The organism is Streptomyces sp. NPDC046985, from assembly GCF_040644415.1.
In the GTDB taxonomy this organism is placed as follows: domain Bacteria; phylum Actinomycetota; class Actinomycetes; order Streptomycetales; family Streptomycetaceae; genus Streptomyces.
In genome coordinates this window covers 338,104-360,953 of sequence record NZ_JBEYWK010000002.1, presented here as the reverse complement: position 1 = coordinate 360,953, position 22,850 = coordinate 338,104, and the positions used below count along the sequence as shown (strand labels likewise).

25 protein-coding genes are annotated in these 22,850 nt (G+C 72.7%); 7 read left to right on the top strand and 18 right to left on the bottom strand.

All coding sequences use genetic code 11. The annotated features are described in order from the left end of the window. Positions 1 to 19 precede the first annotated feature (19 nt). Complete coding sequence (locus ABZ861_RS04180) at positions 20 to 1,246, top strand: TerD family protein (RefSeq protein ID WP_361623329.1); 1,227 nt, start codon at positions 20 to 22, stop codon at positions 1,244 to 1,246. Positions 1,247 to 1,363: 117 nt separating this feature from the next. Here ABZ861_RS04180 and ABZ861_RS04175 read toward each other — a convergent pair whose 3' ends face one another. Then, complete coding sequence (locus tag ABZ861_RS04175; RefSeq protein ID WP_361623326.1) at positions 1,364 to 1,930, bottom strand: helix-turn-helix domain-containing protein; 567 nt, start codon at positions 1,928 to 1,930, stop codon at positions 1,364 to 1,366. 160 nt (positions 1,931 to 2,090) lie between these two features. Then, positions 2,091 to 3,581, bottom strand: a complete 1,491-nt coding sequence (locus ABZ861_RS04170) for a hypothetical protein (protein ID WP_361623323.1) — start codon at positions 3,579 to 3,581, stop codon at positions 2,091 to 2,093. Positions 3,582 to 3,885: 304 nt separating this feature from the next. On the opposite strand from ABZ861_RS04170, the gene ABZ861_RS04165 reads away from it, so the two are divergent. Continuing rightward, complete coding sequence (locus ABZ861_RS04165) at positions 3,886 to 5,715, top strand: endonuclease/exonuclease/phosphatase family protein (RefSeq protein ID WP_361623320.1); 1,830 nt, start codon at positions 3,886 to 3,888, stop codon at positions 5,713 to 5,715. Between the two features lie 550 nt (positions 5,716 to 6,265). Here the strand turns inward: ABZ861_RS04165 and ABZ861_RS04160 are convergent. From ABZ861_RS04160 to ABZ861_RS04145, 4 genes are read right to left on the bottom strand one after another with little or no spacing between them, the layout of a single operon-like run. Next, positions 6,266 to 6,922: a DUF3618 domain-containing protein gene (locus tag ABZ861_RS04160; RefSeq protein ID WP_361623317.1), complete on the bottom strand. Its 657-nt coding sequence runs from the start codon at positions 6,920 to 6,922 to the stop codon at positions 6,266 to 6,268. Continuing rightward, positions 6,919 to 7,356, bottom strand: a complete 438-nt coding sequence (locus tag ABZ861_RS04155; protein WP_361623314.1) for a phage holin family protein — start codon at positions 7,354 to 7,356, stop codon at positions 6,919 to 6,921. The genes ABZ861_RS04160 and ABZ861_RS04155 overlap by 4 nt, the downstream gene beginning before the upstream one ends. Positions 7,357 to 7,408: 52 nt before the next feature. Next, positions 7,409 to 8,131 (bottom strand): hypothetical protein, encoded by a 723-nt coding sequence (locus ABZ861_RS04150; RefSeq protein ID WP_361623311.1) that lies wholly within the window; start codon positions 8,129 to 8,131, stop codon positions 7,409 to 7,411. Beyond that, positions 8,128 to 8,277, bottom strand: coding sequence for a hypothetical protein (locus tag ABZ861_RS04145; RefSeq protein WP_361623309.1), 150 nt, complete (start codon positions 8,275 to 8,277; stop codon positions 8,128 to 8,130). Before ABZ861_RS04145 ends, ABZ861_RS04150 begins: the two co-directional genes overlap by 4 nt. Before the next feature lie 409 nt (positions 8,278 to 8,686). Here ABZ861_RS04145 and ABZ861_RS04140 point away from each other — a divergent pair, with 409 nt between their 5' ends. Next, complete coding sequence (locus tag ABZ861_RS04140; RefSeq protein WP_361623306.1) at positions 8,687 to 9,190, top strand: hypothetical protein; 504 nt, start codon at positions 8,687 to 8,689, stop codon at positions 9,188 to 9,190. A gap of 34 nt (positions 9,191 to 9,224) precedes the next feature. Here ABZ861_RS04140 and dapD read toward each other — a convergent pair whose 3' ends face one another. The 10 genes from dapD to ABZ861_RS04090 all read right to left on the bottom strand — a co-directional run bounded on the left by dapD (position 9,225) and on the right by ABZ861_RS04090 (position 17,375). Further along, positions 9,225 to 10,214, bottom strand: a complete 990-nt coding sequence (gene dapD, locus ABZ861_RS04135) for a 2,3,4,5-tetrahydropyridine-2,6-dicarboxylate N-succinyltransferase (RefSeq protein WP_361623303.1) — start codon at positions 10,212 to 10,214, stop codon at positions 9,225 to 9,227. Positions 10,215 to 10,324: 110 nt separating this feature from the next. Continuing rightward, positions 10,325 to 10,645: a multidrug efflux SMR transporter gene (locus tag ABZ861_RS04130; RefSeq protein WP_361623300.1), complete on the bottom strand. Its 321-nt coding sequence runs from the start codon at positions 10,643 to 10,645 to the stop codon at positions 10,325 to 10,327. 112 nt (positions 10,646 to 10,757) lie between these two features. Continuing rightward, positions 10,758 to 11,090 (bottom strand): metal-sulfur cluster assembly factor, encoded by a 333-nt coding sequence (locus ABZ861_RS04125; protein ID WP_361623297.1) that lies wholly within the window; start codon positions 11,088 to 11,090, stop codon positions 10,758 to 10,760. After that, a complete protein-coding gene (gene sufU, locus ABZ861_RS04120; protein WP_361623294.1) occupies positions 11,087 to 11,554 on the bottom strand; it encodes a Fe-S cluster assembly sulfur transfer protein SufU in 468 nt (155 codons plus the stop codon). Before sufU ends, ABZ861_RS04125 begins: the two co-directional genes overlap by 4 nt. Positions 11,555 to 11,576: 22 nt before the next feature. Beyond that, the gene (locus ABZ861_RS04115) at positions 11,577 to 12,833 is read right to left on the bottom strand and encodes a cysteine desulfurase (RefSeq protein ID WP_361623291.1); all 1,257 of its coding nucleotides are present in this window, start codon (positions 12,831 to 12,833) and stop codon (positions 11,577 to 11,579) included. Then, the gene (sufC, locus tag ABZ861_RS04110) at positions 12,830 to 13,594 is read right to left on the bottom strand and encodes a Fe-S cluster assembly ATPase SufC (protein ID WP_361623288.1); all 765 of its coding nucleotides are present in this window, start codon (positions 13,592 to 13,594) and stop codon (positions 12,830 to 12,832) included. Before sufC ends, ABZ861_RS04115 begins: the two co-directional genes overlap by 4 nt. 7 nt (positions 13,595 to 13,601) lie before the next feature. After that, positions 13,602 to 13,925 (bottom strand): non-heme iron oxygenase ferredoxin subunit, encoded by a 324-nt coding sequence (locus ABZ861_RS04105; protein WP_361623285.1) that lies wholly within the window; start codon positions 13,923 to 13,925, stop codon positions 13,602 to 13,604. After that, on the bottom strand, positions 13,922 to 15,145 hold the full coding sequence (gene sufD, locus ABZ861_RS04100) for a Fe-S cluster assembly protein SufD (RefSeq protein WP_361623282.1): 1,224 nt from the start codon (positions 15,143 to 15,145) through the stop codon (positions 13,922 to 13,924). The genes ABZ861_RS04105 and sufD overlap by 4 nt, the downstream gene beginning before the upstream one ends. 59 nt (positions 15,146 to 15,204) lie before the next feature. After that, entirely contained in the window at positions 15,205 to 16,626 is a 1,422-nt protein-coding gene (gene sufB, locus ABZ861_RS04095; RefSeq protein ID WP_361623279.1) for a Fe-S cluster assembly protein SufB, read from the bottom strand. Then, positions 16,623 to 17,375: an ArsR family transcriptional regulator gene (locus ABZ861_RS04090; RefSeq protein ID WP_361623276.1), complete on the bottom strand. Its 753-nt coding sequence runs from the start codon at positions 17,373 to 17,375 to the stop codon at positions 16,623 to 16,625. Before ABZ861_RS04090 ends, sufB begins: the two co-directional genes overlap by 4 nt. Positions 17,376 to 17,796: 421 nt before the next feature. On the opposite strand from ABZ861_RS04090, the gene ABZ861_RS04085 reads away from it, so the two are divergent. Genes ABZ861_RS04085 through ABZ861_RS04070 form a run of 4 tightly spaced genes read left to right on the top strand, consistent with a single transcriptional unit; the run spans position 17,797 to position 20,871 of the window. After that, on the top strand, positions 17,797 to 18,720 hold the full coding sequence (locus tag ABZ861_RS04085) for an ABC transporter ATP-binding protein (RefSeq protein ID WP_361623273.1): 924 nt from the start codon (positions 17,797 to 17,799) through the stop codon (positions 18,718 to 18,720). Further along, the gene (locus tag ABZ861_RS04080; protein ID WP_361623270.1) at positions 18,717 to 19,019 is read left to right on the top strand and encodes a hypothetical protein; all 303 of its coding nucleotides are present in this window, start codon (positions 18,717 to 18,719) and stop codon (positions 19,017 to 19,019) included. The genes ABZ861_RS04085 and ABZ861_RS04080 overlap by 4 nt, the downstream gene beginning before the upstream one ends. Further along, positions 19,016 to 19,801 (top strand): ABC transporter permease, encoded by a 786-nt coding sequence (locus ABZ861_RS04075; RefSeq protein ID WP_361623267.1) that lies wholly within the window; start codon positions 19,016 to 19,018, stop codon positions 19,799 to 19,801. Before ABZ861_RS04080 ends, ABZ861_RS04075 begins: the two co-directional genes overlap by 4 nt. 56 nt (positions 19,802 to 19,857) lie before the next feature. Further along, entirely contained in the window at positions 19,858 to 20,871 is a 1,014-nt protein-coding gene (locus ABZ861_RS04070; RefSeq protein WP_361623264.1) for a COX15/CtaA family protein, read from the top strand. A gap of 264 nt (positions 20,872 to 21,135) precedes the next feature. Here the strand turns inward: ABZ861_RS04070 and ABZ861_RS04065 are convergent, their stop codons facing one another. Next, a complete protein-coding gene (locus tag ABZ861_RS04065) occupies positions 21,136 to 21,468 on the bottom strand; it encodes a hypothetical protein (protein ID WP_361623261.1) in 333 nt (110 codons plus the stop codon). A 105-nt stretch (positions 21,469 to 21,573) separates the two neighbouring features. Next, on the bottom strand, positions 21,574 to 22,542 hold the full coding sequence (locus ABZ861_RS04060; RefSeq protein WP_361623258.1) for a heme o synthase: 969 nt from the start codon (positions 22,540 to 22,542) through the stop codon (positions 21,574 to 21,576). Between the last annotated feature and the right edge of the window lie 308 nt (positions 22,543 to 22,850).

Here is a 22,850-nt window from a genome sequence, read left to right as displayed (position 1 = left end):
TACCCCCTGTATGACAGCTATGACGCCTGGCTCGAACATCCCCTTGACCGCCGTGCGCGTGGCGGTGGACGTCGCCGCCCCGGTGCGGCTGGACGTCTCGGGCCTGCTGCTCACCGCCGACGGCAAGGTGCGCTCCGACGCCGACTTCGTCTTCTACAACCAGCCGTCGGCGCCGGGCGTGGCCTACCGCTCGGGCGGCGGCGCCGCGCCGGACGCGATCACCGTGGACACCGCCGCCGTGCCGCCGGACGTCGAGCGGATCGTCGTCACCGCGAGCCCGGACGCCGCCGGGCAGACGTTCCAGGGCATCGAGCCCACGGCCACCCTCCGCGACGCGGGCGACGACGCGGTGCTGGCCACGTTCACACCGCCCCGGCTGGGCGCCGAGACGGCCCTGGTGGTCATGGAGATCTACCGGCGGGGCGGCCAGTGGAAGGCCCGAGCGGTCGGCCAGGGCTATGCGAACGGCCTCGCGGGCATCGCGACCGACTTCGGGGTGACGGTGGAGGAGCCGGCGACTGCCGCCCCGCAGCAGCCGGGCGCCCCGCAGGCCGCCGCCGCGCCACAGCCCGCCGCGGCGCCGCCCGCGGCCCCGCCGCAGCCCGCCGCGCAGGCCCCGGTCACGCCGCCCGCTCCCCCGGCCCCGGCGCCCGCAGCCCCGGGCGCCGGGAAGATCAACCTGGACAAGGGCCGGGTCAGCCTCCAGAAGAACCAGACCGTGTCCCTGGTCAAGGGCGGCCGCCCGCTGCTGTCCCGCGTGAAGATGGGCCTCGGCTGGGAGCCGGCGTTCCGCGGCGCGGACATCGACCTGGACGCCTCCGTCATCGCCTACGGCCCGCAGCGCGACCACGTCGACAGTTGCTACTTCGGCAAGCTGTCCATCCTGAACGGCGCGGTGCGGCACTCCGGCGACAACCTCACCGGCGAGGGCGCGGGCGACGACGAGGAGATCGTCGTCGACCTCGGCGCCCTCCCCCAGGAGGTCACCGGCCTGGTCTTCACCGTGAACTCCTTCTCCGGCCAGAAGTTCACCGAGGTCGCCAAGGCATACTGCCGCCTGCTGGACGCCGCGACCGGCGAGGAGCTGGTCCGCTTCGACCTCACCCACGCCGAGGCGCAGACCGGCGTGCTGATGGCCAAGCTCATCCGGCAGTACTCCGGGGAGTGGGACATGACGGCGATGGGCGACTTCGTCAAGGCGCGCACCGTGCGCAACATGGTGAAGCCGGGCGCCGAAGCGCTGTAGCGGGCGGAGCGGCGCCAAGGGGCGCCCCGGCCGCGAGGGCGCCGAGGGGCGCCGCCGCGGCCGGGAGAGCCGCTGCGGCTGGGGACGCCTTCGGCCGCAACGGCGCCTCCGAGTGCCCTAGCCGCCCAACCCCTGCATCAGCAGGGTGAGATACCGGCGGATGCGGGCGGCCTCCCCGTCGGCCAGCTCCGAGGCGGTCGCCACTCCGTGGGCCAGCCGCAGCACCTCGACGGGCTCCACGTCGCCGCGCAGGGCGCCCTCCCGCTGCGCCGCCTCCACCAGGCGGGTCGCGGCGCCCTTGATCGACGTCCCGCACACCGTGACCGCCGCCGCGCCCCCGTCCGCCACGGCGGAACCGAGCAGCGCCCTGAGTCCGCGCACCTGGAGGGAGACGAGGCACAGCTCCTCCAGCCACTGCGTCAGCGCCTCGCCCGCCGGACGGCGCCGGGACAGCGTGTCCGCCCGCGCGGCGAGAGCCTCGATCCGGTCGACGTAGGCCGCCTCCAGCAGCGCCTGCCGGTTCGGGAAGTGCCGGTACAGCGTCCCGGAGCCGACACCGGCCCGCTTGGCGATGTCGTCCAGCGACGCGTTCTCCCCGTGCTCGGCGAAGGCCCGTTCCGCGGCCTTCAGCAGCCGCTCGTAGTTGCGCCGGGCGTCCGCGCGCATGGGCCTGGCCTGCGTCATGCCGATACTCCTCACGAGCCGGTGACCATCCCCGGATTCTGTCCGGACGCGAAACGAGGACACTCCCCGGTCAGCCCGCCTGTTCTCCCGCTTCAGCCCCGCCTGTCCCGGACCGGTGCGCGCACCCCGCCCGCACCCTTCCCCCTACGGTGACGCCCCGTCAGTCCTGCCGCTCGGAGCGCGCCTTGAACGCGGCCTTGCGCGCCTCCTTGGCGATGCGCTTGTCGGGGTGCAGCCGGCCCACCGCCTCCAGCACGTCGGCGGTCTGCGGGTGGTCGACGCGCCAGGCGGCCGCGAAGAAGCCGCTGTGCTGGTCCGCGAGCCCCTGCACGAGGGCGTGCAGTTCCTCGGAGTCGCCCTCCGCGGCCAACTGGGCCGCCACGGTGTCGATGGTGAGCCAGAAGATCAGGTCCTGGGAGGGCGGGGGCACGTCCGCCAGGCCCCGCTCGCTGAGCCAGACCCGGGCCAGGCCGCCCAGCTCGGGGTCGTCGAGCACCTCGCGCAGCGCCGGTTCGGCCGCGGCGCCCACCAGGGACAGGGCCTGCTGGCAGCGCAGCCGCCGCAGCGGGGCCCCGGCGTCCGCGCCGCGCGCCGCGGCGAGCAACTCGCGGGCGGCGGTCAGCGGTTCGCGGTGGGCCAGCCACTGCTCGGTCTCGGCGTGCGTGGCGGCGGGCGGATAGGCGGCCGTGCCGTCGAGCAGCGCGTCCGCCCCCTTGTCCGTGAGGTCGCCGAGGGCCGGGGCCGCCTGGCCGGCGTCCAGCAGCCGGGCCCGCATGCCGTAGAGGCCGAGCGGCGTGAGCCGCACCATGCCGTACCGGGCGACGTCCAGGTCCTCCGGCGCCTCCGCCGCTCCCGGCGCCGGCGGCTCGGCGGCGGCCTCGCCGGGCTCTGCGGCACTCTCGCCGGGCTCCCCCGCGTCGACCAGCAGCGCCTCGTCCACCGGCCGGTACTCGACCAGCCCCACCGGCTCCAGCAGGCGGAACTGGTCGTCCAGCCGCATCATCGCGTCGGAGACCTGCTCCAGCATGTCGTTGGTGGGCTCGCCCAGATCGCTGGGCACGATCATGGAGGCGGCCAGCGCGGGCAGCGGCACCGGGCCGCCCGCGGGTGCGTCCTCGCCCACGCTGAGCAGGTAGAGGTTGCCGAGCACGCCCTCCAGGAACTCCGCCTCGGCCTGGGGATCCCAGTCGAGCGAGGAGAGGTCCACCGCGCTGGCCGCGCCGGTCGCGTCCATGGCGTCCATCAGACCGTCCAGGTCGGGCACGCTCGCGTCGGCCAGGACCGCGTCCAGCGCCGTCAGCCAGACCGCGAGCACGTCGTGCGGCGAGCCGCCGGTGAGCAGCCGCAGCTCGGCGCCGGCCGCCACGGCGCCCTCCGCCTCGTCGGCGACCTCCACCAGGCCGGTGTCGACGGCGATCCGCCACGCCTCGCTCGCCAGCGCCGCCGCGTCGTCCCCGGTCAGCTCCAACGCCTCGGCAGCGGAGGGTAGTTGCTCCTCCAGCAGGGCGCCGCCCGCGTCCACCCGGGTGCCGGGACCGACCCAGCGGGCGAGCCGGGCCGCGCGCGCGAGCAGCGGGGCGGCGAGGGCGTCCCGGGCGAGCTGCGGCTCGGACGCCAGCCGCACCGGCGGCAACGGGGACCTGTCTGACATCGGCTGGTTCTCCTCGGGCCTGAACGCCTTGAACGACTCAACTGCTCAGCCTAGACGGGTTTCCACCCATGCCGCCCGGTTCATCTCCCCGTCAGCCCCCGTACACGGCCGAAACCTTGACAACTCCCCCGGCCGGGAAGGAGATTGACGCGCGTAGAAAGTCGGGGGGCGGACGTTCGCCCGCTTCTACGCGCGTCGTCACCGCCCCACCGGTCCCACCCGCGGTCCCACCCGCACCGCGCGCTCCACCCCGTCCTGTGCACCCTCGTTCCGCCGCCTGTCCCGTCCCCGGAGGGATCTTCCGTTGCCGAGCAAGTCTTCCGCGCGTCTCGCCGCGCTGACCGTCGCCGCCGCCTGTTCCACGGCGGCCGTCCAGCTCATCGTCCTGCCCACAGCCGCCCACGCGGACACCGTGCGCATCCATGACGTCCAGGGCACGACCCGGATATCCCCGTACGCGGGCAAGACGGTCACGGACGTGCCCGGGATCGTCACCGGCGTGCGCGCCTACGGCTCGTCCAAGGGCTTCTGGATGCAGGACCCGACCCCGGACGACGACCCGGCCACCAGCGAGGGCGTCTTCGTCTTCACCAGTTCCGCCCCCCAGGCCGCCGTCGGCGACTCGGTCACCGTCACCGGCACGGTCTCCGAGTACGTGCCGGGCGGCGCCTCCTCCGGCGGGCAGTCGGTCACGGAGATCACCAAGCCCGCCGTCACCACCGTCTCCAGCGGCAACCCGGTCCCGGCCCCCGTGGTCGTGAACGCGCGCTCGGTGCCGGACGCCTACACCCCGGCCGGCGATCCCGCCGCGAACGGCTCGATCAACGGCCTGCCCCTCCAGCCCACGCAGTACGCCCTGGACTACTACGAGTCCCTGGAGGGCATGAACGTCCAGGTCTCCGACGCCCGCGTGGTCACCGGCACCGACCCGTACGCCGAACTGTGGGTGACGGTGAAGCTGCACGAGCACCGCAGCAGCCGCGGCGGCACGCTGTACGGCTCCTACACCGCGCAGAACACCGGCAGGCTCCAGATACAGTCGCTGGGCGCCTCCGCCGACTTCCCGGCCGCGAACGTGGGCGACACCCTCGCCGGGACCACCTCCGGCCCGCTGGACTACAACCAGTTCGGCGGCTACACCCTGGTGGCCGGCCGCCTCGGCACGCTGGAGAGCGCCGGCCTCCAGCGCGAGAGCACCCGCCCGCAGGGTCCGGGCGAGCTGGCGGTGGCCACGTACAACGTGGAGAACCTGGACCCGTCGGACTCCACCTTCGCCGCCCACGCCTCCGCGATCGTGAACAACCTGCGCTCGCCCGACGTCGTGTCCCTGGAGGAGATCCAGGACGACGACGGCGCCACCGACGACGGCGTCGTGGACGCGAGCCAGACGGTGACCAAGCTGATCGACGCGATCGTCGCTGCGGGCGGCCCGAAGTACGACTGGCGTTCGATCAACCCGGTCAACGACCAGGACGGCGGCGAGCCGGGCGGCAACATCCGCCAGGTGTTCCTGTTCAACCCCGAGCGGGTCTCCTTCACCGACCGCCCCGGCGGCGACTCCACCACCGCCGTCGGCGTCGCCAAGGTGAACGGCAAGGCGGCGCTGACCGCGTCCCCCGGCCGGATCGACCCCGCCAGCGACGCCTGGAAGTCCAGCCGCAAGCCGCTGGCCGGCGAGTTCGTCTTCCACGGCCGCACCGTCTTCGTGATCGCCAACCACTTCGCCTCCAAGGGCGGCGACCAGGGGCTGACCTCGCAGTACCAGCCGCCGACGCGCAGCTCGGAGACCGAGCGCCACCTCCAGGCGACGGAGGTGAACTCGTTCGTCAAGAACATCCTCGCGGTCCAGCGGAACGCGGAGGTGATCGCGCTCGGCGACATGAACGACTTCGAGTTCTCCGACACCGCGAAGATCATGGAAGGCGACGGCGAGCTGTGGTCGGCGATCAAGTCGCTGCCCAAGAGCGAGCGGTTCACCTACGACTACCAGGGCAACGAGCAGGTTCTCGACCAGATCCTGATCAGCCCCTCGATCCGCCACGGCGACTTCGACTACGACAGCGTGCACGTCAACTCGGAGTTCCACGACCAGATCAGCGACCACGACCCGCAGGTGCTGCGCTTCCGCCCGTAGCACGCGGACGGCGGGGCCGGATGGAGGCATCCGTCCGGCCGCGCGCCATTCGTCCCGCGCGGCTCGCCCGGGGCTGGGGCGGCCGGGGCTGGGGCGGCCGGGGCCGCACGCCCGGGGGCCGCACGCCCGGGGCCGCCCGCCCGGGGCCGCACGCCCGGGGCCGCACGCCCGGAGCCGCACGCCCGGAGCCGGGGCGGCCGCGGAGGGCCGCGGCGCCCCGGGGCGGCCGACTTCAGAGCCGGGCCCCGCGCCGCTCCTCGGTCCGAGGGGGCCGAGGAGGCCGAGGGGGAATTCGGCTGTCGGGCGATCCGGCGGCCGCAAGAGCAAGACGCGGCGGCGGCGCGCAGGCCATCGCAGGCGCCTGCTCACAGCCTCCGCGCCCACGACCTACGGGCCCCGCGCCAGCCCGAATGCCGGCCGGAGGCCCTGACCGCCGAACGGGCTGACGAGGGCGGGGGCGGGGGCGGATGCGGTGTCCCGGCGGACAGGCGGAGCCGCCCGCACCCCGAGGGTGCGGGCGGCTCCGTACCGTATGGCCGGACGCGCCGCCTCAGCGGCACTCGCGGCGCCGGCGCACCAGCACCGCGGCGGTGATCGCGGCCGCGGTGCTCGCGGCCGCGATCAGCAGCGGGCGCGGATGACGCTTGCACGCCTGGACGGCCTCGCCCAACGAACGCGGCAGGCTGCGTCCGGCCCGTCCGGCCGCCGCGCCCACCCGCTCCGTGCGGTCCTGCACCGCGTGCCCCGCCTTGCTCACCCCGCCCTGAGCGGCGTGCCCTGCCTTACTCACGCTGTCTTGAGCGGCGTGCCCTGCCTTGCTCACGCCGTCCTGAGCGGCGTGCCCCGCCCTGCTCGCGCCCTCCTGGGCGGTGTGCCCTGCGGTGACGGCCTTCTCCTGGGCCCGGTGACCGGCTCGGGTGGCGCGCTCCTGCGCCCGGTGGCCCGCGCGGGCCGCCTTCTCCTGGGCCCGGTGCCCGGCCTGCGAGGCGCTGCTGCGAAGCTGGACCGTCATCGCGCCGGCCTTGTCCCGCAGATCGGCGGCGCGCGCTCTGGCCCGCCCCTTGACGTCGGCCTTGGCCGCCAGCTCCTCCACGGTGTCGCCGAGCCGGTTCCTGGTCTGCTCGATCTGCTCCCGCAGCTCGTCGGGACCCTTGGCGCCGACACCGTGTGCCGATCCGCCGTCCGCCCCCTGCGTTCTGTCCGTCATCGGTGGTGAGCCCTTTCCTTGATCTCCTCGACGTCCGCCCTCACGCTGCCGAACGTCCGCTGCGGTGTGGGCGGTCCCACGCGGCGCAACTGGGCGCGGCCGGTGAGGGCGAGCACGGCGGCGATCGCGAACAGCGCGGCCGTCACGATGAGCGCCGCGGCCCACACGGGCAGCACCAGGGAGAGTGCGGCGGCGGCCGTGCCGGCGAGCGCGAACAGCCCGACGTAGGCGACGGCGCCCGCGGCGCCCAGCATGCCTCCGCCGCGCCCCATGCGCCGGCCCTTGGCCGTCAGCTCCTCCTTGGCGAGAGCCACTTCCTGGCGGGCGAGCAGGGAGAGCTGTTCGGTCGCCTGGTGGACCAGCTCGCCCACCGAGTGGTCGCCTCCAGGGCGCTGCTGCTCGCGAACCGGCCTGGCATCGATGGTCCCGGTCACGTGTCCCGCCTCCTCTCGGTCCAGACCGACCGGGTACCCCGGGGCGCCGCCGCTACCCCTGGCCCGCCTGTCCGGTCCCGTGCTCGCCGAGCCGGGCGAGCTGGGTCTGGAACCAGTCGAGCCGCGCCTGCAACAGGGCCGCCTCCGCGGCGAGTTCGGGCACACCGAGCCCGCCGGGACCAGCCGCCGCCGCAGTCCCGTCCGCCTCGGGGGCGCCGGGGCCGCCGCGTCCGCCGAGGCCGGCGTCGGCCGCGACGCGCAGCCCGTCTCCGGCGAGCCGGGCGAAGCCCGGGAGGGTGAGGGAGGCGCGGCCGTGCACGCAGCCCGTGCACGCGGCGGCCAGGACCCGCCAACCGGGCCTGCCCTCGCCCGCGTCCGCGAGGGCGGCGGCGGGCGCCCCGCATCGGCACGGGCCGACCGCCATCGCGCGCACCCGCTGGCGGCCGTAGCGGAAGCCGCGCTCGAAGCGGAGATAGGCGCCCAGGACCGAGACCTCCAGCAGCACGGCGGTGCGGTGCTCGGCCGGGCACCGCAGCGCCTCGGCCGCCGCCCGGTCGTGCACGCAGTGGAAGCCGCAGTCGCACAGCCGTGCGGGCGGCCGGTGCCGCCGACCGTAGACGCAGGCCGCGTCGGCGAGGACGCCGTAGGGCAGCGCACCGCCGAGCGACACCCCGGCGAAGGCGACCCGGGCGCCGTCCTGCGACAGCACCGGGTGGGCGATCTTGTATCCGGTCGGCGGCTCCGCCGGGCGCTCCACCGGCAGCCGCAGTCTCATCGGGCGGCCGGAACCTCTTCCGGCGCGGCGGCGGCCCGCGGCTCCGGGACCTCTTCGGAACGTTCGGCCTGCCGCTCCACGGCCTGCGGCCGCTCCCGCTTCCGCTCCTCCGCGAATCCGCTGGCCAGTGCCTTGCCGAGCTTCATGACGCCTCCCATGAGGTGAACTGCCCGTCGGTCACTCCTGCCCATGGTGACGCATCCCGGACGAGTCGGACACAGGGCACTGCTCACTCGGCGTCTCATCGGTCAAGCGTTGCTTATCCACACCGGCGCTCACCGTAAGAATCTCTTCAGACCGGCGGGACCCACGCGCGTATGCGCTACGCCCATACCGTTCCCCGCCGCCGACGGCGATACGCCCCACCTCGACGGCGCCCACCGCCTGGGGCAGTGACCGGAGACGGCGCGTGACGGGTGCTCAGCCGTCGCGACCACACCAACTGAGCACTGCCCCAGCGGCATTCGACGCTGGAGACGCGGCCGGAAGCCGCAGGGCGCGGCCGCGAGCGGTTCGCGGCCGCCGCGCCCGGCCGCTGAGCCGTAGGCTGGCCTCGTGAGCCGCCCGCTGCTGTTCCTGGACGTCGACGGCCCGCTCAACCCGTGGGCGGCACGCCCCGAGCGGCGCCCCGAGGGATACACGACGATCCGGGTCGCCCTGGAGCCGGGCCGGCCGCTGCGGGTCTGGCTGAACCCCTCGCACGGCCCGGCGCTGCTGGACCTCGGCTGCGAGCTGTGCTGGGCCACGACCTGGATGGACGCCGCGAACCGCTGGATCGGCCCGGTCGTCGGCCTGCCGGAGCTGCCGTACGTCGACTTCGGCGCGGGCCTGTTCGCGAGCCGCCCGGACGGGGTGCACTGGAAGACCGAGGCGATCGTGGAGTACGCCGCCGGGCGCCCCTTCGCCTGGGTGGACGACGAGCAGAGCCCGGCGGACACGGCGTACGTCGGCGCCGCGCACCCCGCGCCCGCCCTGCTGCACCACGTCGACCCGCGCCTCGGCCTGCGCGAGACGGACTTCGCGACCCTCGCCCGCTTCGCCGCCGCCACTCGTCCGTAAGAAGCGCATCCGGGCGACTCGCCTCCGCGGACGCTCAGTTGTGGCTGTGCAGGATCTCGTTCAGTCCGTCCCAGACCGCGTTGTTCGGGCGGGCCTCGACCGCGCCGGTGATCGAGTTGCGGCGGAAGAGGATGTTCGAGGCGCCCGACAGCTCGCGGGCCTTGACGATCTGGCCGTCGGGCATCGTGACGCGGGTGCCCGCGGTGACGTAGAGGCCGGCCTCGACCACGCACTCGTCGCCGAGGGCGATGCCGACGCCCGCCTCGGCGCCGATCAGGCAGCGCTCGCCGACGGAGATGATCACGTTGCCGCCGCCGGACAGCGTGCCCATCGTGGAGGCGCCGCCGCCGATGTCCGAGCCGTCGCCGATCACGACGCCCGCGGAGATGCGGCCCTCGACCATGGAGACGCCCAGGGTGCCCGCGTTGAAGTTGACGAAGCCCTCGTGCATCACGGTGGTGCCCTCGGCGAGGTGCGCGCCGAGCCGGACCCGGTCGGCGTCGGCGATGCGGACGCCCTTCGGCGCCACGTAGTCCGTCATGCGGGGGAACTTGTCGACGGACGTCACCGACAGGTGCAGGCCCTCGGCGCGCGCGTTGAGCCGCGCCGTCTCGACGTCGTCGACGGCGACCGGGCCGAGCGAGGTCCAGGCGACGTTGGCGAGGAAGCCGAAGACGCCGTCCAGGCTCAGCCCGTGCGGCCGGACCAGGCGGTGCGAGAGCAGGTGCAGACGCAGGTAGACGTCGTGCGCGTCGATCGGCTTCTCGTCGAGCGAGGCGATGACCGTGCGGACCGCGACCACCTCGACGCCGCGCCGGGCGTCCGGGCCGACCGCCTTGGCCGCGCCCTGGCCGAGCAGTTCGACGGCCCGCTCGGCGGACAGCCGCTCGGTTCCCGCCGGTCCGGGCTGGTCCGTCAGCTCGGGAGCGGGGAACCAGGTGTCGAGGACGGCGCCGTCGGCGGCGATCGTGGCGAGTCCGGCGGCCACGGCGCCGGTGGTGCGGGGAGCAGTCGTGTCGGTCATGGGCAAAACCTAACGTGAGGGGGCTGACACGGGCGAACCGATGCCCGGGGCCCGGCCGCCCCTGCGTGGGCGCCGTCCGCGCTCAGCCCGGAAGCCGGCCGGCCGCCGCCTCAGTGGGCGCCGTCCAGGCTCAGCACCGCCACGCCGAGGATGATCAGCACCAGGCCCGCGGCCTTGGTCAGGGACATCCCCTCCCCCAGGAACGCGCACCCGATCGCGGCGACGGCGGCGGTGCCCACACCCGACCAGATCGCGTAGGCGGCGCCGAGGGAGAGCGACTTCAGCGTCTGGGCCAGCAGCGCGAAGGAGAGCAGGTAGCCGAGGACCGTCGTCAGCGACGGGCCGAGCCTGCTGAAGCCGTCGCTGTACTTCAGGGCGGTGGTCCCGGCGACCTCGGCGGCGATGGCCCCGGACAGCAGCAGGTATCCCATGGGGGTCGAACCTACCCGGCGGCCGGGGCGCGCAGGGAGGAGACGCAGGAGGACGGCGGCGCCCCCGCGGGCGCCGCCGTCCTCCTGTCACCGGTGACCGGCCGGCCGGGTCTCAGACGTTGAAGCCGAGCGCGCGCAGTTGCTCGCGGCCCTCGTCGGTGATCTTGTCCGGGCCCCACGGCGGCATCCAGACCCAGTTGATGCGCAGCTCGTTGACCAGACCGTCCGTGGCGGACTTGGCCTGGTCCTCGATGACGTCGGTGAGCGGGCAGGCCGCCGACGTCAGGGTCATGTCGACGGTGGCGATGTTCGCGTCGTCGACGTGGATGCCGTAGATCAGGCCCAGGTTGACGACGTCGATGCCCAGTTCGGGGTCGACGACGTCCATCAGGGCCTCACGGAGTTCTTCCTCCGAGGCCGGCTTCATCTCCACGGTCTCGCTCATGCGGTCTTCCTTTCGGCGTCGGCGCCGTCCAGCGCCTGGGCCGTCGCGTCCTTCCAGGCCATCCAGCTCAGCAGGGCGCACTTCACCCGGGCCGGGTACTTGGACACCCCGGCGAACGCCACCGCGTCCTCCAGGACGTCCTCCATCGCGTCGTCGGGCTCGATCTGGCCCTTGGACTGCATCAGCTCCAGGAAGGTCTCCTGGATCTTCTGCGCCTCAGCGAGCTGCTTGCCGACGAGGAGTTCGTTGAGCACGGAGGCCGACGCCTGGCTGATCGAGCAGCCCTGGCCCTCGTACGAGACGTCCTCGATCGTCGTGCCGTCGTACTTCACGCGAAGCGTGATCTCGTCGCCGCACGTCGGGTTCACATGGTGCACCTCGGCGTCGCCGTCCCGGAGACCACGCCCGTGCGGGTGCTTGTAGTGGTCCAGGATGACCTCCTGGTACATGGAGTCCAGCTTCATGCGATTCGCTCGTCCCGTCCCGTCAGCCGAAGAAGTTCCGTACGTGCTCCAGGCCGTCGACCAAGGCGTCGATCTCGGCCGGCGTGGAGTACAGATAGAACGACGCTCGCGTGGTCGCGGGAATTCCGTAGCGCAGGCACACCGGGCGGGCGCAGTGGTGGCCCACGCGGACGGCGATGCCCTGCTCGTCGAGGACCTGGCCCACGTCGTGCGGGTGGATGTCGCCGAGCGTGAAGGAGATCGCCGCGCCGCGGTCCTCGGCCGTGGTCGGGCCGATGATCCGCAGGTCGGGAACCTCCGCCAGCCGCTTCACCGCGTACTCGGTGAGCGCGTGCTCGTGGGCGAGGATCTTGTCCATGCCGATCGAGTTCAGGTAGTCGACCGCCGCGCCCAGACCGACCGCCTGCGCGATCGGCGGGGTGCCCGCCTCGAACTTGTGCGGGGCGGGGGCGTAGGTCGAGGAGTGCATCGACACCGTCTCGATCATCTCGCCGCCGCCGAGGAACGGAGGCAGGTCCTCCAGCAGCTCCTGGCGGCCCCACAGGACGCCGATGCCGGTCGGGCCGCACATCTTGTGACCGGTGAAGGCCACGAAGTCCGCCTGGAGCGCCTGGACGTCCAGCGGCATGTGGGGCGCCGCCTGGGAGGCGTCGACGCAGACCAGCGCGCCGACCTCCTGGGCCCGCCGGACGATCGCGTCGACCGGGTTGACGGTGCCGAGGATGTTGGACACCAGCACGAAGGAGACGATCTTCGTCTTCTCCGTGATGACCTCGTCGATGTTCGACAGGTCGAGACGGCCGTCCTCGGTCAGGCCGAACCACTTCAGCTTCGCGCCCGTGCGCTGCGCGAGAAGCTGCCACGGCACGATGTTGGAGTGGTGCTCCATCTCCGTGATGACGATCTCGGTCTCGTGGTCCACCCGGTAGGGCTCGTCGGCCCAGCCCAGCATGTTCGCCACGAGGTTCAGCGACTCCGAGGCGTTCTTGGTGAAGATCACCTCGTCGCGGCTGGGCGCGTTGATGAAGGACGCGACCTTGTCGCGCGCGCCCTCGTACAGCGCCGTGGCCTCCTCGGCGAGCACGTGCACGCCGCGGTGGACGTTGGCGTTGTGCCGCTCGTAGTACTCGTCCAGGACGTCGATCACCTGGCGAGGAGTCTGCGAGGTCGCCGCGTTGTCGAGGTAGACGAGCTTGCGCCCGTCGTGGACGGTGCGGTCCAGGATGGGGAAGTCCTTGCGGAGCGCTTCGGTGTCGAGGAGGCCCGGCATCTGGGTCACGCGGACGCGCCTCCCTTCGCATAGGACTCGTAGCCCTCGTTCTCCAGCTTGTCCGCCAGCTCCGGGCCGCCGGACTCGACGATGCGGCCGCCGGCGAACACGTGCACGTGGTCGGGCTTGATGTAGCGCAGGATGCGCGTGTAGTGCGTGATCAGCAGGGTGCCGACCTCGCCGGTCTCGCGGACCCGGTTGACGCCCTCGGAGACGACGCGCAGCGCGTCGACGTCGAGGCCGGAGTCGGTCTCGTCGAGGACGGCGAACTTCGGCTTGAGCAGTTCGAGCTGGAGGATCTCGTGCCGCTTCTTCTCACCGCCGGAGAAGCCCTCGTTGACGTTGCGCTCGGCGAAGGAGGGGTCCATGTTGAGGCGCTGCATGGCCTCCTTGACCTCCTTGACCCAGGTGCGCAGCTTGGGGGCCTCGCCGCGGATGGCGGTCGCGGAGGTGCGCAGGAAGTTGGAGACCGAGACGCCGGGGACCTCGACCGGGTACTGCATCGCCAGGAACAGGCCCGCGCGGGCGCGCTCGTCGACGGACATCTCCAGGACGTCCTCGCCGTCGAGCAGCACGGTGCCGCTGGTGATCGTGTACTTCGGGTGACCCGCGAGCGAGTAGGCGAGCGTGGACTTGCCCGAGCCGTTGGGGCCCATGATGGCGTGCGTCTCGCCCTGCTTCACGGTGAGGTCGACGCCCTTGAGGATCTCCTTCGTGGCGTTGTCGGCCTCGACGGTGACGTGCAGGTCTCGGATTTCAAGCGTTGCCATGGGTGCCTCAGGACTCCTGGGAGAGGGAGACGAGCACGTCGTCCCCTTCGATCTGTACGGGGTAAACGGGTACGGGGCGCGTCGCCGGCGGGCTGTCGGGCTTGCCGGAGCGGAGGTCGAAGCTCGAGCCGTGCAGCCAGCACTCGATGTGGCAGTCGTCGACCTCGCCCTCGGCGAGTGAGACGTTCGCGTGCGAGCAGACGTCGTTGATCGCGAACACCTCGCCCTCGGTGCGCACGAGGCAGACGGGCGTGCCGTCCAGCTCCACCCGCTTCGGGACGTCCTCTTCCAGCTCGCTCAGCCCGCAGACGCGGACGAAGCCGCCGGTCATGCGACCGCCGCCTGAAGCTCGTGCTCGATCTTGGCGAGCAGGCGCTCCTCGATGTCGGGGACGCCGATCTGCTGGACCAGCTCGGCGAAGAAGCCGTGGACGACGAGGCGGCGGGCCTCGTGCTCCGGGATGCCGCGGGCCATCAGGTAGAAGAGCTGCTCGTCGTCGAAGCGGCCGGTGGCGGAGGCGTGCCCGGCGCCGACGATCTCACCGGTCTCGATCTCCAGGTTCGGCACGGAGTCGACCCGGGCGCCGTCGGTGAGGACCAGGTTGCGGTTCATCTCGTAGGTGTCGGTGCCCTCGGCCGCGGCCTCGATGAGGACGTCGCCGATCCACACCGCGTGCGCCGCCTCGCCTTGGAGCGCGCCCTTGTAGACGACGTTCGACGTGCAGTGCGGGACGTTGTGGGTGACCAGGAGGCGGTGCTCCTGGTGCTGGCCCTCGTCGGTGAAGTACAGGCCGAACAGCTCGGCCTCGCCGCCGGCGCCGGCGTAGGTCACGCGCGGGTTGAGCCGGACCACGTCGCCGCCGAAGGTGACGACGACCGACTTGAGGGAGGCGTCCCGGCCGACCAGCGCGTTGTGCTGGGCGACGTGCACGGCCTTGTCGTCCCAGTCCTGGACGGAGACCACGGTCAGCTTGGCGCCGTCGCCCAGCAGGTAGTCGACGTTGGCGGCGAGCACCGCGTCGCCGGTGTGGTCGACGACGACGACGGCCTCGGCGAAGGCGCCCAGCTCGATGACCTGGTGGCCGTAGGCGACCCCGCCCTCGCCGTGCACCGCGATGCGGATCGGCTCGGTCAGGACGGTCTCCGCGGGGACGGTCACGACCGAGGCCTGCTCGAAGGAGGAGTAGGCCTGGGCGGCGACGCGGTCCGCCGGGGCGCCCGCCTTGCCGAGCCGCGCGTCGTCACGGCCGACGGCCTGGACCCGCACGCCCTCGGGCGCCTGCACGTCGACCTTCACGCCGGCGCCGGTGGCCTTCGCGGTGCCGTCGTGCAGGCCGCGCAGCCGCTCCAGCGGCGTGAAGCGCCACTCCTCCTCGCGGCCGTGCGGCACGGGGAAGTCCGCCACGTCGAAGGACGGGGGCGCGCTCATGCGCGAGACGACGGTCGACTCGGCGGCGACCGCGATCGACCCGGCGGTGGTGGAGCCCACCGGGAGCGGCGCCCCCGATCCGGGCGCGGTCGTGGAGTCGGGGGAGTTATGAGCCTCAGCCATGGCTGTCGTAGTGCTCGCTTTCCGTTGCGTGGGTGGCGTGAGGGGACTGCGGGACGGCCTCAGCCGACCGCGCCCTCCATCTGAAGCTCGATCAGCCGGTTCAGCTCCAGCGCGTACTCCATGGGCAGCTCCTTGGCGATCGGCTCGACGAAGCCGCGCACGATCATCGCCATCGCCTCGTCCTCGGACAGGCCGCGGCTCATCAGGTAGAAGAGCTGGTCGTCGGAGACCTTGGAGACCGTGGCCTCGTGGCCCATGGACACGTCGTCCTCGCGGACGTCCACGTAGGGGTAGGTGTCCGAGCGGGAGACCGTGTCGACGAGCAGCGCGTCGCACAGCACGTTCGACTTCGAGCCGGCGGCGCCCTCGCCGATCTCGATCAGACCGCGGTAGGAGGTGCGGCCGCCGCCGCGCGCCACGGACTTGGAAACGATGTTGGACGACGTGTTCGGCGCCATGTGGACCATCTTGGCTCCGGCGTCCTGGTGCTGGCCCTCGCCGGCGAAGGCGATGGACAGGGTCTCGCCCTTGGCGTGCTCGCCCATCAGGTAGACGGCCGGGTACTTCATCGTCACCTTGGAGCCGATGTTGCCGTCGACCCACTCCATGGTTGCGCCCTCGTAGGCCACGGCGCGCTTGGTGACCAGGTTGTAGACGTTGTTCGACCAGTTCTGGATGGTCGTGTAGCGGCAGCGGGCGTTCTTCTTGACGATGATCTCGACGACCGCGGAGTGCAGCGAGTCCGACTTGTAGATCGGCGCGGTGCAGCCCTCGACGTAGTGCACGTAGGCGCCCTCGTCGACGATGATCAGCGTCCGCTCGAACTGGCCCATGTTCTCCGTGTTGATGCGGAAGTAGGCCTGGAGCGGGATCTCCACGTGCACGCCCTTCGGCACGTAGATGAAGGAGCCGCCGGACCACACGGCGGTGTTCAGCGCGGCGAACTTGTTGTCGCCGGCCGGGATCACCGTGCCGAAGTACTCCTTGAACAGCTCCGGGTGCTCCTTGAGGGCGGTGTCGGTGTCCAGGAAGATGACGCCCTGCTCCTCCAGGTCCTCGCGGATCTGGTGGTAGACGACCTCCGACTCGTACTGGGCTGCCACACCCGCGACCAGGCGCTGCTTCTCCGCCTCCGGGATGCCCAGCTTGTCGTAGGTGTTCCTGATGTCCTCGGGCAGGTCCTCCCAGGACTCCGCCTGCTTCTCGGTGGAGCGCACGAAGTACTTGATGTTGTCGAAGTCGATCCCCGACAGATCCGAGCCCCAGTTGGGCATGGGCTTCTTCTCGAAAAGCCGCAGGCCCTTGAGGCGGAGCTTGGTCATCCACTCCGGCTCGGACTTCTTCGCGGAGATGTCCGTGACGACGTCGTCGCCCAGGCCGCGCCGGGCGGAGGCGCCCGCCACGTCGGAGTCGGCCCAGCCGTATTCGTACTTGCCCAGGCCCTCGAGTTCGGGGTGGGCAGTCTCCGTGGGGAGAGTCATGCGGGGTTCCTCCCGGCCGTGCTTGCAGATGCGTCAGTGGAAATCCGTGGGATGAACGTCGTGCAGACGCCGTCGCCGTGGGCGATGGTCGCCAGTCGCTGGACGTGGGTTCCCAGAAGCTCGGCGAAGATCTCCGTCTCCGCCTCGCAGATCTGGGGGAACTGCTCCGCGACGTGGGCCACCGGGCAGTGGTGCTGGCAGAGCTGCTCGCCCTTGTGCGGGAGGGGCGCGCTGCGCGCCGCAGCAGCGTACCCGTCCAGGCTCAGCGCCTTCGCCAGCGCTTGGGCGCGCTCGTCGGGGGCGGCGTCCTCGATCGCCCTGCGGTAGGCCCTGGCCTGCGCGGCGATCCGGGCCCGCGCGAAGGCGGCGACCGCCTCCCCGCCGCCCTCGCGCTCGGCGATCCAGCGCAGCGCGTCCACGGCCAGCTCGTCGTAGGACTGGTCGAAGGCGTCCCGGCCGCAGTCGGTGAGCGCGAAGACCTTGGCGGGCCGGCCGCGCGTGCGCGCTCCGTACACCCGCTGCTCGCGCGCGGCCACCACGTCGTCGGCGGCCAGCGCGTCCAGGTGGCGCCGCACGGCCGCCTGGGTCAGCCCCAGCCGTCCGGCCAGCTCGGCGACGGTCGACGGGCCGTGGTCCAGGAGGGACCGCGCGACCCGGTTGCGCGTGGAACGGTCGCTGCGCATCCCGGCCGCGAGCTCCTCCTGAGGGGCCCCCGCAGGGTTCTCCCGAGCCTCGCCGACGTTTTTCACAACGCCATTGTTGCGTAATTCCCTGGGGCCTGACAAGCGGCGTCATCCGGGCGGGCGGTGCCCTGCATCACTTAGGCAAACCTAATCCGACCTGCGGAAACGATCAGGGGGCGACGGCGGCGGCGCCCGCCGCGGGACCGTGCGGCGCGCCGCCGGACCGGGTCGGCGCCCGCCGCGACCAGCCCTCCTGCGCCCCAGGCAGGGATGCGGGGCCCGTCCGTAGGCGGCGCGCCGGCGGCGCACGGGCCGTCCGGAACGGGTCCCCGCGCGCCGCCCGCGGGATCGCGTGGGATTCACCCCGGCGCGGACGGGACGGCCCGGCGCGCCGGACGTCGGCGCGCGCGCCGCCGCGCCCCCTGTCGGGAGGACTTCGCGCACCCGCCCTGCTGCGGCTGAGCGCGCGAAACTACTATTGGGAGCCATGCGAAGTGAGCCCGTGGTCCAGGTCGAGTCCCTCGTGAAGCGGTACGGCCCGAAGACCGCGGTGAACGGCCTCGACCTGGTGGCCCACGCGGGCGTGACCGCCGTGCTCGGCCCCAACGGCGCCGGCAAGACGACCACGATCGAGACCTGCGAGGGGTACCGGACGCCGGACTCCGGCACGGTGCGCGTGCTGGGCCTCGACCCGGTGCGGCAGTCCGCCGCGCTGCGGCCCCGGGTGGGCGTGATGCTCCAGTCCGGAGGCGTGTACTCGGGCGCCAGGGCCGAGGAGATGCTGCGGCACGTCGCCCGGCTGCACGCCCATCCGCTCGACGTGGACGCCCTGATCGAGCGGCTGGGGCTCGGCGGCTGCGGCCGCACGAGCTACCGGAGACTGTCCGGCGGCCAGCAACAGCGGCTCGCCCTCGCCATGGCCGTCGTCGGGCGGCCCGAACTCGTGTTCCTGGACGAGCCGACCGCCGGACTCGACCCGCAGGCCCGCCGGGCCACGTGGGACCTGGTGCGCGATCTGCGGACCGACGGCGTGTCGGTGATCCTCACCACGCACTTCATGGACGAGGCCGAGCAGCTCTCCGACCACGTGGCGATCATCGACGGCGGCCGGGTCATCGCCGAGGGCTCGCCCGAGGAGCTGTGCCGCGGCGGCGCGGAGAACACCCTGCGCTTCAGCGGCCGCCCCGGACTCGACGTCGGATCGCTGCTCAAGGCGCTGCCCGCGGACTCCTCCGCCGCGGAGCTGACGCCGGGGACGTACCGGATCGTCGGCAAGGTCGATCCCCAGCTCCTCGCGACGGTCACCTCCTGGTGCGCCCAGCACGGCGTGATGCCGGACAGGATCTCCGTCGAGCGGCGCACCCTGGAGGACGTCTTCCTGGAACTCACCGGCAAGGAGCTGCGTTCATGAGTCGGGGCCACACGGAGAACGGCCGGGCGGTCGCGGCGCGGCGCGGCGCGGCGGTCGGTGCGCGGCGCGGCGCGGCGGCCGGTGCGCGGCGCGGCCGCAGCGCGGCGCCAGGCCGTCCGGGCGCGAGCGGCGCGGAGCCGATCGGCCCGCTGCCGGTCAGCTCGACGCCGGTCGAATTGATCCCGGTCGGCTTGATCCCGGTCAGCTCGACGCCGGTCGGCTTGATTCCGGTCAGCTCGACGCCGGTCGTCCCCGTGCCGGGCGCCTCGCGGCCGACCGCCGAGGAGTCGCGCTCATGAGCACCGCCGCCGGCGCCCCCGCCGGTCCGTACGCCCCGCGCCCCGGCGCCGCCCCGCTGCCGCGGATGATCGCGGCGCAGGCGGCGCTGGAGACCAGGATGCTGCTGCGCAACGGCGAGCAACTGCTGTTGACCGTGGTGATCCCGACCCTGGTGCTGGTGCTGTTCAGCTCGGTGGACATCGTGGACACCGGAGCGGGCAGGGCGGTGGACTTCCTCGCCCCCGGCGTCCTCGCGCTCGCCGTGATGTCGACGGCGTTCACCGGGCAGGCCATCGCCACCGGCTTCGAACGCCGCTACGGCGTGCTCAAGCGGCTGGCCGCCTCCCCGCTGCCCCGGTGGGGGCTGATGACCGCCAAGACGCTGTCGGTGCTGGTCACCGAGATCCTCCAGGTCGCCCTGTTGACGGTGATCGCCTTCGCGCTGGGCTGGTCGCCGCACGGCAACCCGCTGGTCGTGCTCCTGCTGCTGGCGCTCGGCACAGCCGCGTTCTCCGGGCTCGGCCTGCTGATGGCCGGGACGCTGAAGGCCGAGGCCACGCTGGCCGCCGCCAACCTGGTCTTCCTGTTGCTGCTGGTCGGCGGCGGGGTGATCGTCCCGCTGGACAGGTTCCCCTCCGGCGTCCAGGACGTGCTGGGCGCGCTGCCCGTCTCGGCCCTCTCCGACGGGCTGCGGGCCGTGCTCCAGCACGGCGCCGGAACGCCCTGGGGAGACCTGGGCATCCTCGCGGCGTGGGCGGTCGCGGGACTGGCCGCGGCCGGGAAGTTCTTCCGCTGGGAGTAGGAGCGCACCGCGCCGCCCAGAACCCTCGTGAAAGCATGCACAAGCGGCGTCTTACGATGGGACGCGTGCCGAACCTGAACCGCGCCGACGCCGTGGCCGCCGTGCGCAGCCCCCTCGCCTTCATCGCCGCCCGCTGGACCCCGCGACCGAGGACCGTCCAGCGGGCCGCCTTCGCCGCGCTCGTCATGGCGGTGGTCATCGTCGTCACCGGCGGCGCCGTCCGGCTGACCGGCTCCGGCCTGGGCTGCCCGACGTGGCCCACCTGCACCGACGACTCGCTGACCACCACGCGGGCGATGGGCGTGCACGGGGCCATCGAGTTCGGCAACCGCATGCTGACGTACGTGCTGTGCGCCGCGGTCGGCTGGGCGATCGTCGCCGCGCGCGCCCAGAAGCCGAGGCGGCGCGAGCTGACCCGGCTGAGCTGGGCCCAGTTCTGGATCGTGATGGGCAACGCGGTGCTCGGCGGCATCGTCGTCCTGGTCGGCCTCAACCCGTACACCGTCGCGTGCCACTTCCTGCTGTCCACGGCGCTGATCACGGTGGCCGCGGTGACGTGGCAGCGCACCCACGAGGGCGACGCGGCCCCGCGTCCGCTGGTCGGCGCGGCGGTGCGGCAACTGGTGTGGTTCCTGGTGGCCGCGAGCGCGCTGCTGATCATGGTGGGCACGGTGGTGACCGGAGCGGGACCGCACGCGGGCGACACCCGGGAGGTGCCCCGGATCCAGATCGACTGGGCGACGGTCGCCAAGCTGCACGCGGTGCTGGCCTGGATCGTGGTGACGCTGACGTTCGCCCTGTGGTTCGTCCTCAAGGCCGTCGACGCCCCGCGCGGACCGCTGAGCCGGACCCGGACCCTGTTCGGGCTCCTGCTCGCCCAGGGCGTCATCGGTTACGTGCAGTACTTCACGCACCTGCCCGAGGCGCTGGTCGCCCTGCACATGCTCGGAGCGTGCCTGATCTGGATCGGGGTGGTGCGGGTGCTGCTGTCGCTGCGAGAGCGGCCCGAGACGGCCCCGGACGGGCTTCCGGCGCTTTCCGGCGAGGCAGCGGAGCTGACCAAGGCGTAACCCAGGTCGGGGCGGTCTGAGCGGCGCGCTCAGGGCCGCTCCAGCCCGTAGGGCCGCCCTCACCCCGGGGGCTGCTCCAGCGTTCGCCTGCCTAGCCCTCAGCGCCGCTCCAGCCCGCACGCCCGACGGGCGCGCCTCGCCCCGTACGTCCCCCGTGGCCGGCCGCCGTCCGCCTTCGCACGCGGCGACGTCGGCCACCTGGGCATCCGGTGCTCCCGCGGCCGGACCGCCTCCTGCCGCGGGTCCGTACGGGCGAACCGGCCGTCAGGCGTTGCGCGGGCCCCCGAGCTGGATCCCGGCCATCCGGCTCCACTCGTACGGACCCGTCTTCACCTTGGCGGCGAACTCGCCGTCGAAGTCCTCGTGGACGGTGATCCCGGACGTGGCCACGGCCTGCTCGGCGACGGCGTACGTGGGCGCCACGACGTCGCCCCAGGCGCCGTCCTCGCCGACGAGGACGATCCGGGCCCCGCGCTCCCCGATGTACGCGACCTGTCCCTCGGCCCCGCCGTGCTCCTTGGCGAATGCGGAGATCCGCCGGGCGAGGCGGGTCGCCGTGCGCTCGGCCTTGGGGTCGTCCTGCTGCGTGTCTGCCATGGTCAGGATGCTATCGACGGGGTGATCGCACGGCGACGGGCGGGGTACGTGGCCTTGACCACGATCCCGCCCGTAGGTGAGGGGTTTCGCCCGCCCGGGAGGCGGTCAGCGCAGGAAGGGGTCCACCGCGACCGCGACGAAGAGGATCGACACATAGGTGATCGACCAGTGGAACAGGCGCATCTCCTTCAGCTTCACGCCGGTCTCCTCCGCCTTGGCGCGGTTCTGGAGGCCGTGCGCCTCCCAGAGCCAGAAGCCGCCCGCCGCGAGGGCCACCACCGTGTAGAACCAGCCGGTGTAGCCAAGCGGGGTCAGCAGCAGCGAGACGGCGACCATCACCCAGCTATAGATCACGATCTGCCGGGCGACGACCTTGTTGGAGGCGATGACCGGCAGCATCGGCACGCCCACGCGCGCGTAGTCCTCCTTGACCTTCATGGACAGCGGCCAGTAGTGCGGCGGCGTCCAGAAGAACATGACCAGGAAGAGGATGACGGGCGCCCAGGACAGCGAGTCCGTGACCGAGGACCAGCCGATGAGCACCGGCAGGCAGCCGGCGATGCCGCCCCAGACGATGTTCTGCGAGGTGCGCCGCTTGAGGATCATCGTGTAGACGACGACGTAGAAGAGGAGCGCGCCGAGCGACAGCCACGCCGACAGCCAGTTGACGGCGAAGCCGAACAGCAGCGTCGAGACGACCGCCAGGGAGACGCCGAACACCAGGCACTCGCGTGGGCTGACCATCCCGGTGACCAGCGGGCGCTGCGAGGTGCGGTCCATGAGCGCGTCGATGTCGCGGTCGATGTACATGTTCAGCGCGTTGGCGCCGCCCGCCGAGAGGTAGCCGCCCAGGCAGGTGAGCAGCACCAGCGTGAGGTCGGGGACGCCCCGCTGGGCCAGGAACATCACCGGAACGGTGGTGATGAGCAGCAGCTCGATGATCCGCGGCTTGGTCAGCGCCACAAAAGCCTTGACACGGGCCCCGGGCGGCCGGTGGCTCGGGCTCTGGTCTGCACCGAGTAGTCCCGCTGGACGGGATTCGACGGCCGTCACGCACACCCCTGACAGAGACATCCCAGCAAGCCCCCGTTCCGTGAAACGGACGGTGAAGACTCGCGCGTACCACGCCACTGTAGACGTTGCCCAGACCCGGACATTCGCGGGGGTGGTCTCGTGTTGGCGCCCGCCCCGGCGAGGCGGCGCGGGCGGCCCGGCGGGCGCCCGCGCCCGACCGCGACCTACCGCGCCCGACCGGACGGACCTCCCGGCAGCCCTTGCGGACATCCCGCCGAACGCCCCTTCCAAATGCTCCGGACGGCCCCTGCGAACATCCTCTCGACGGGCGCGGCGGGGCTCGATTGAGCGATCGGATGAGCGGCTCC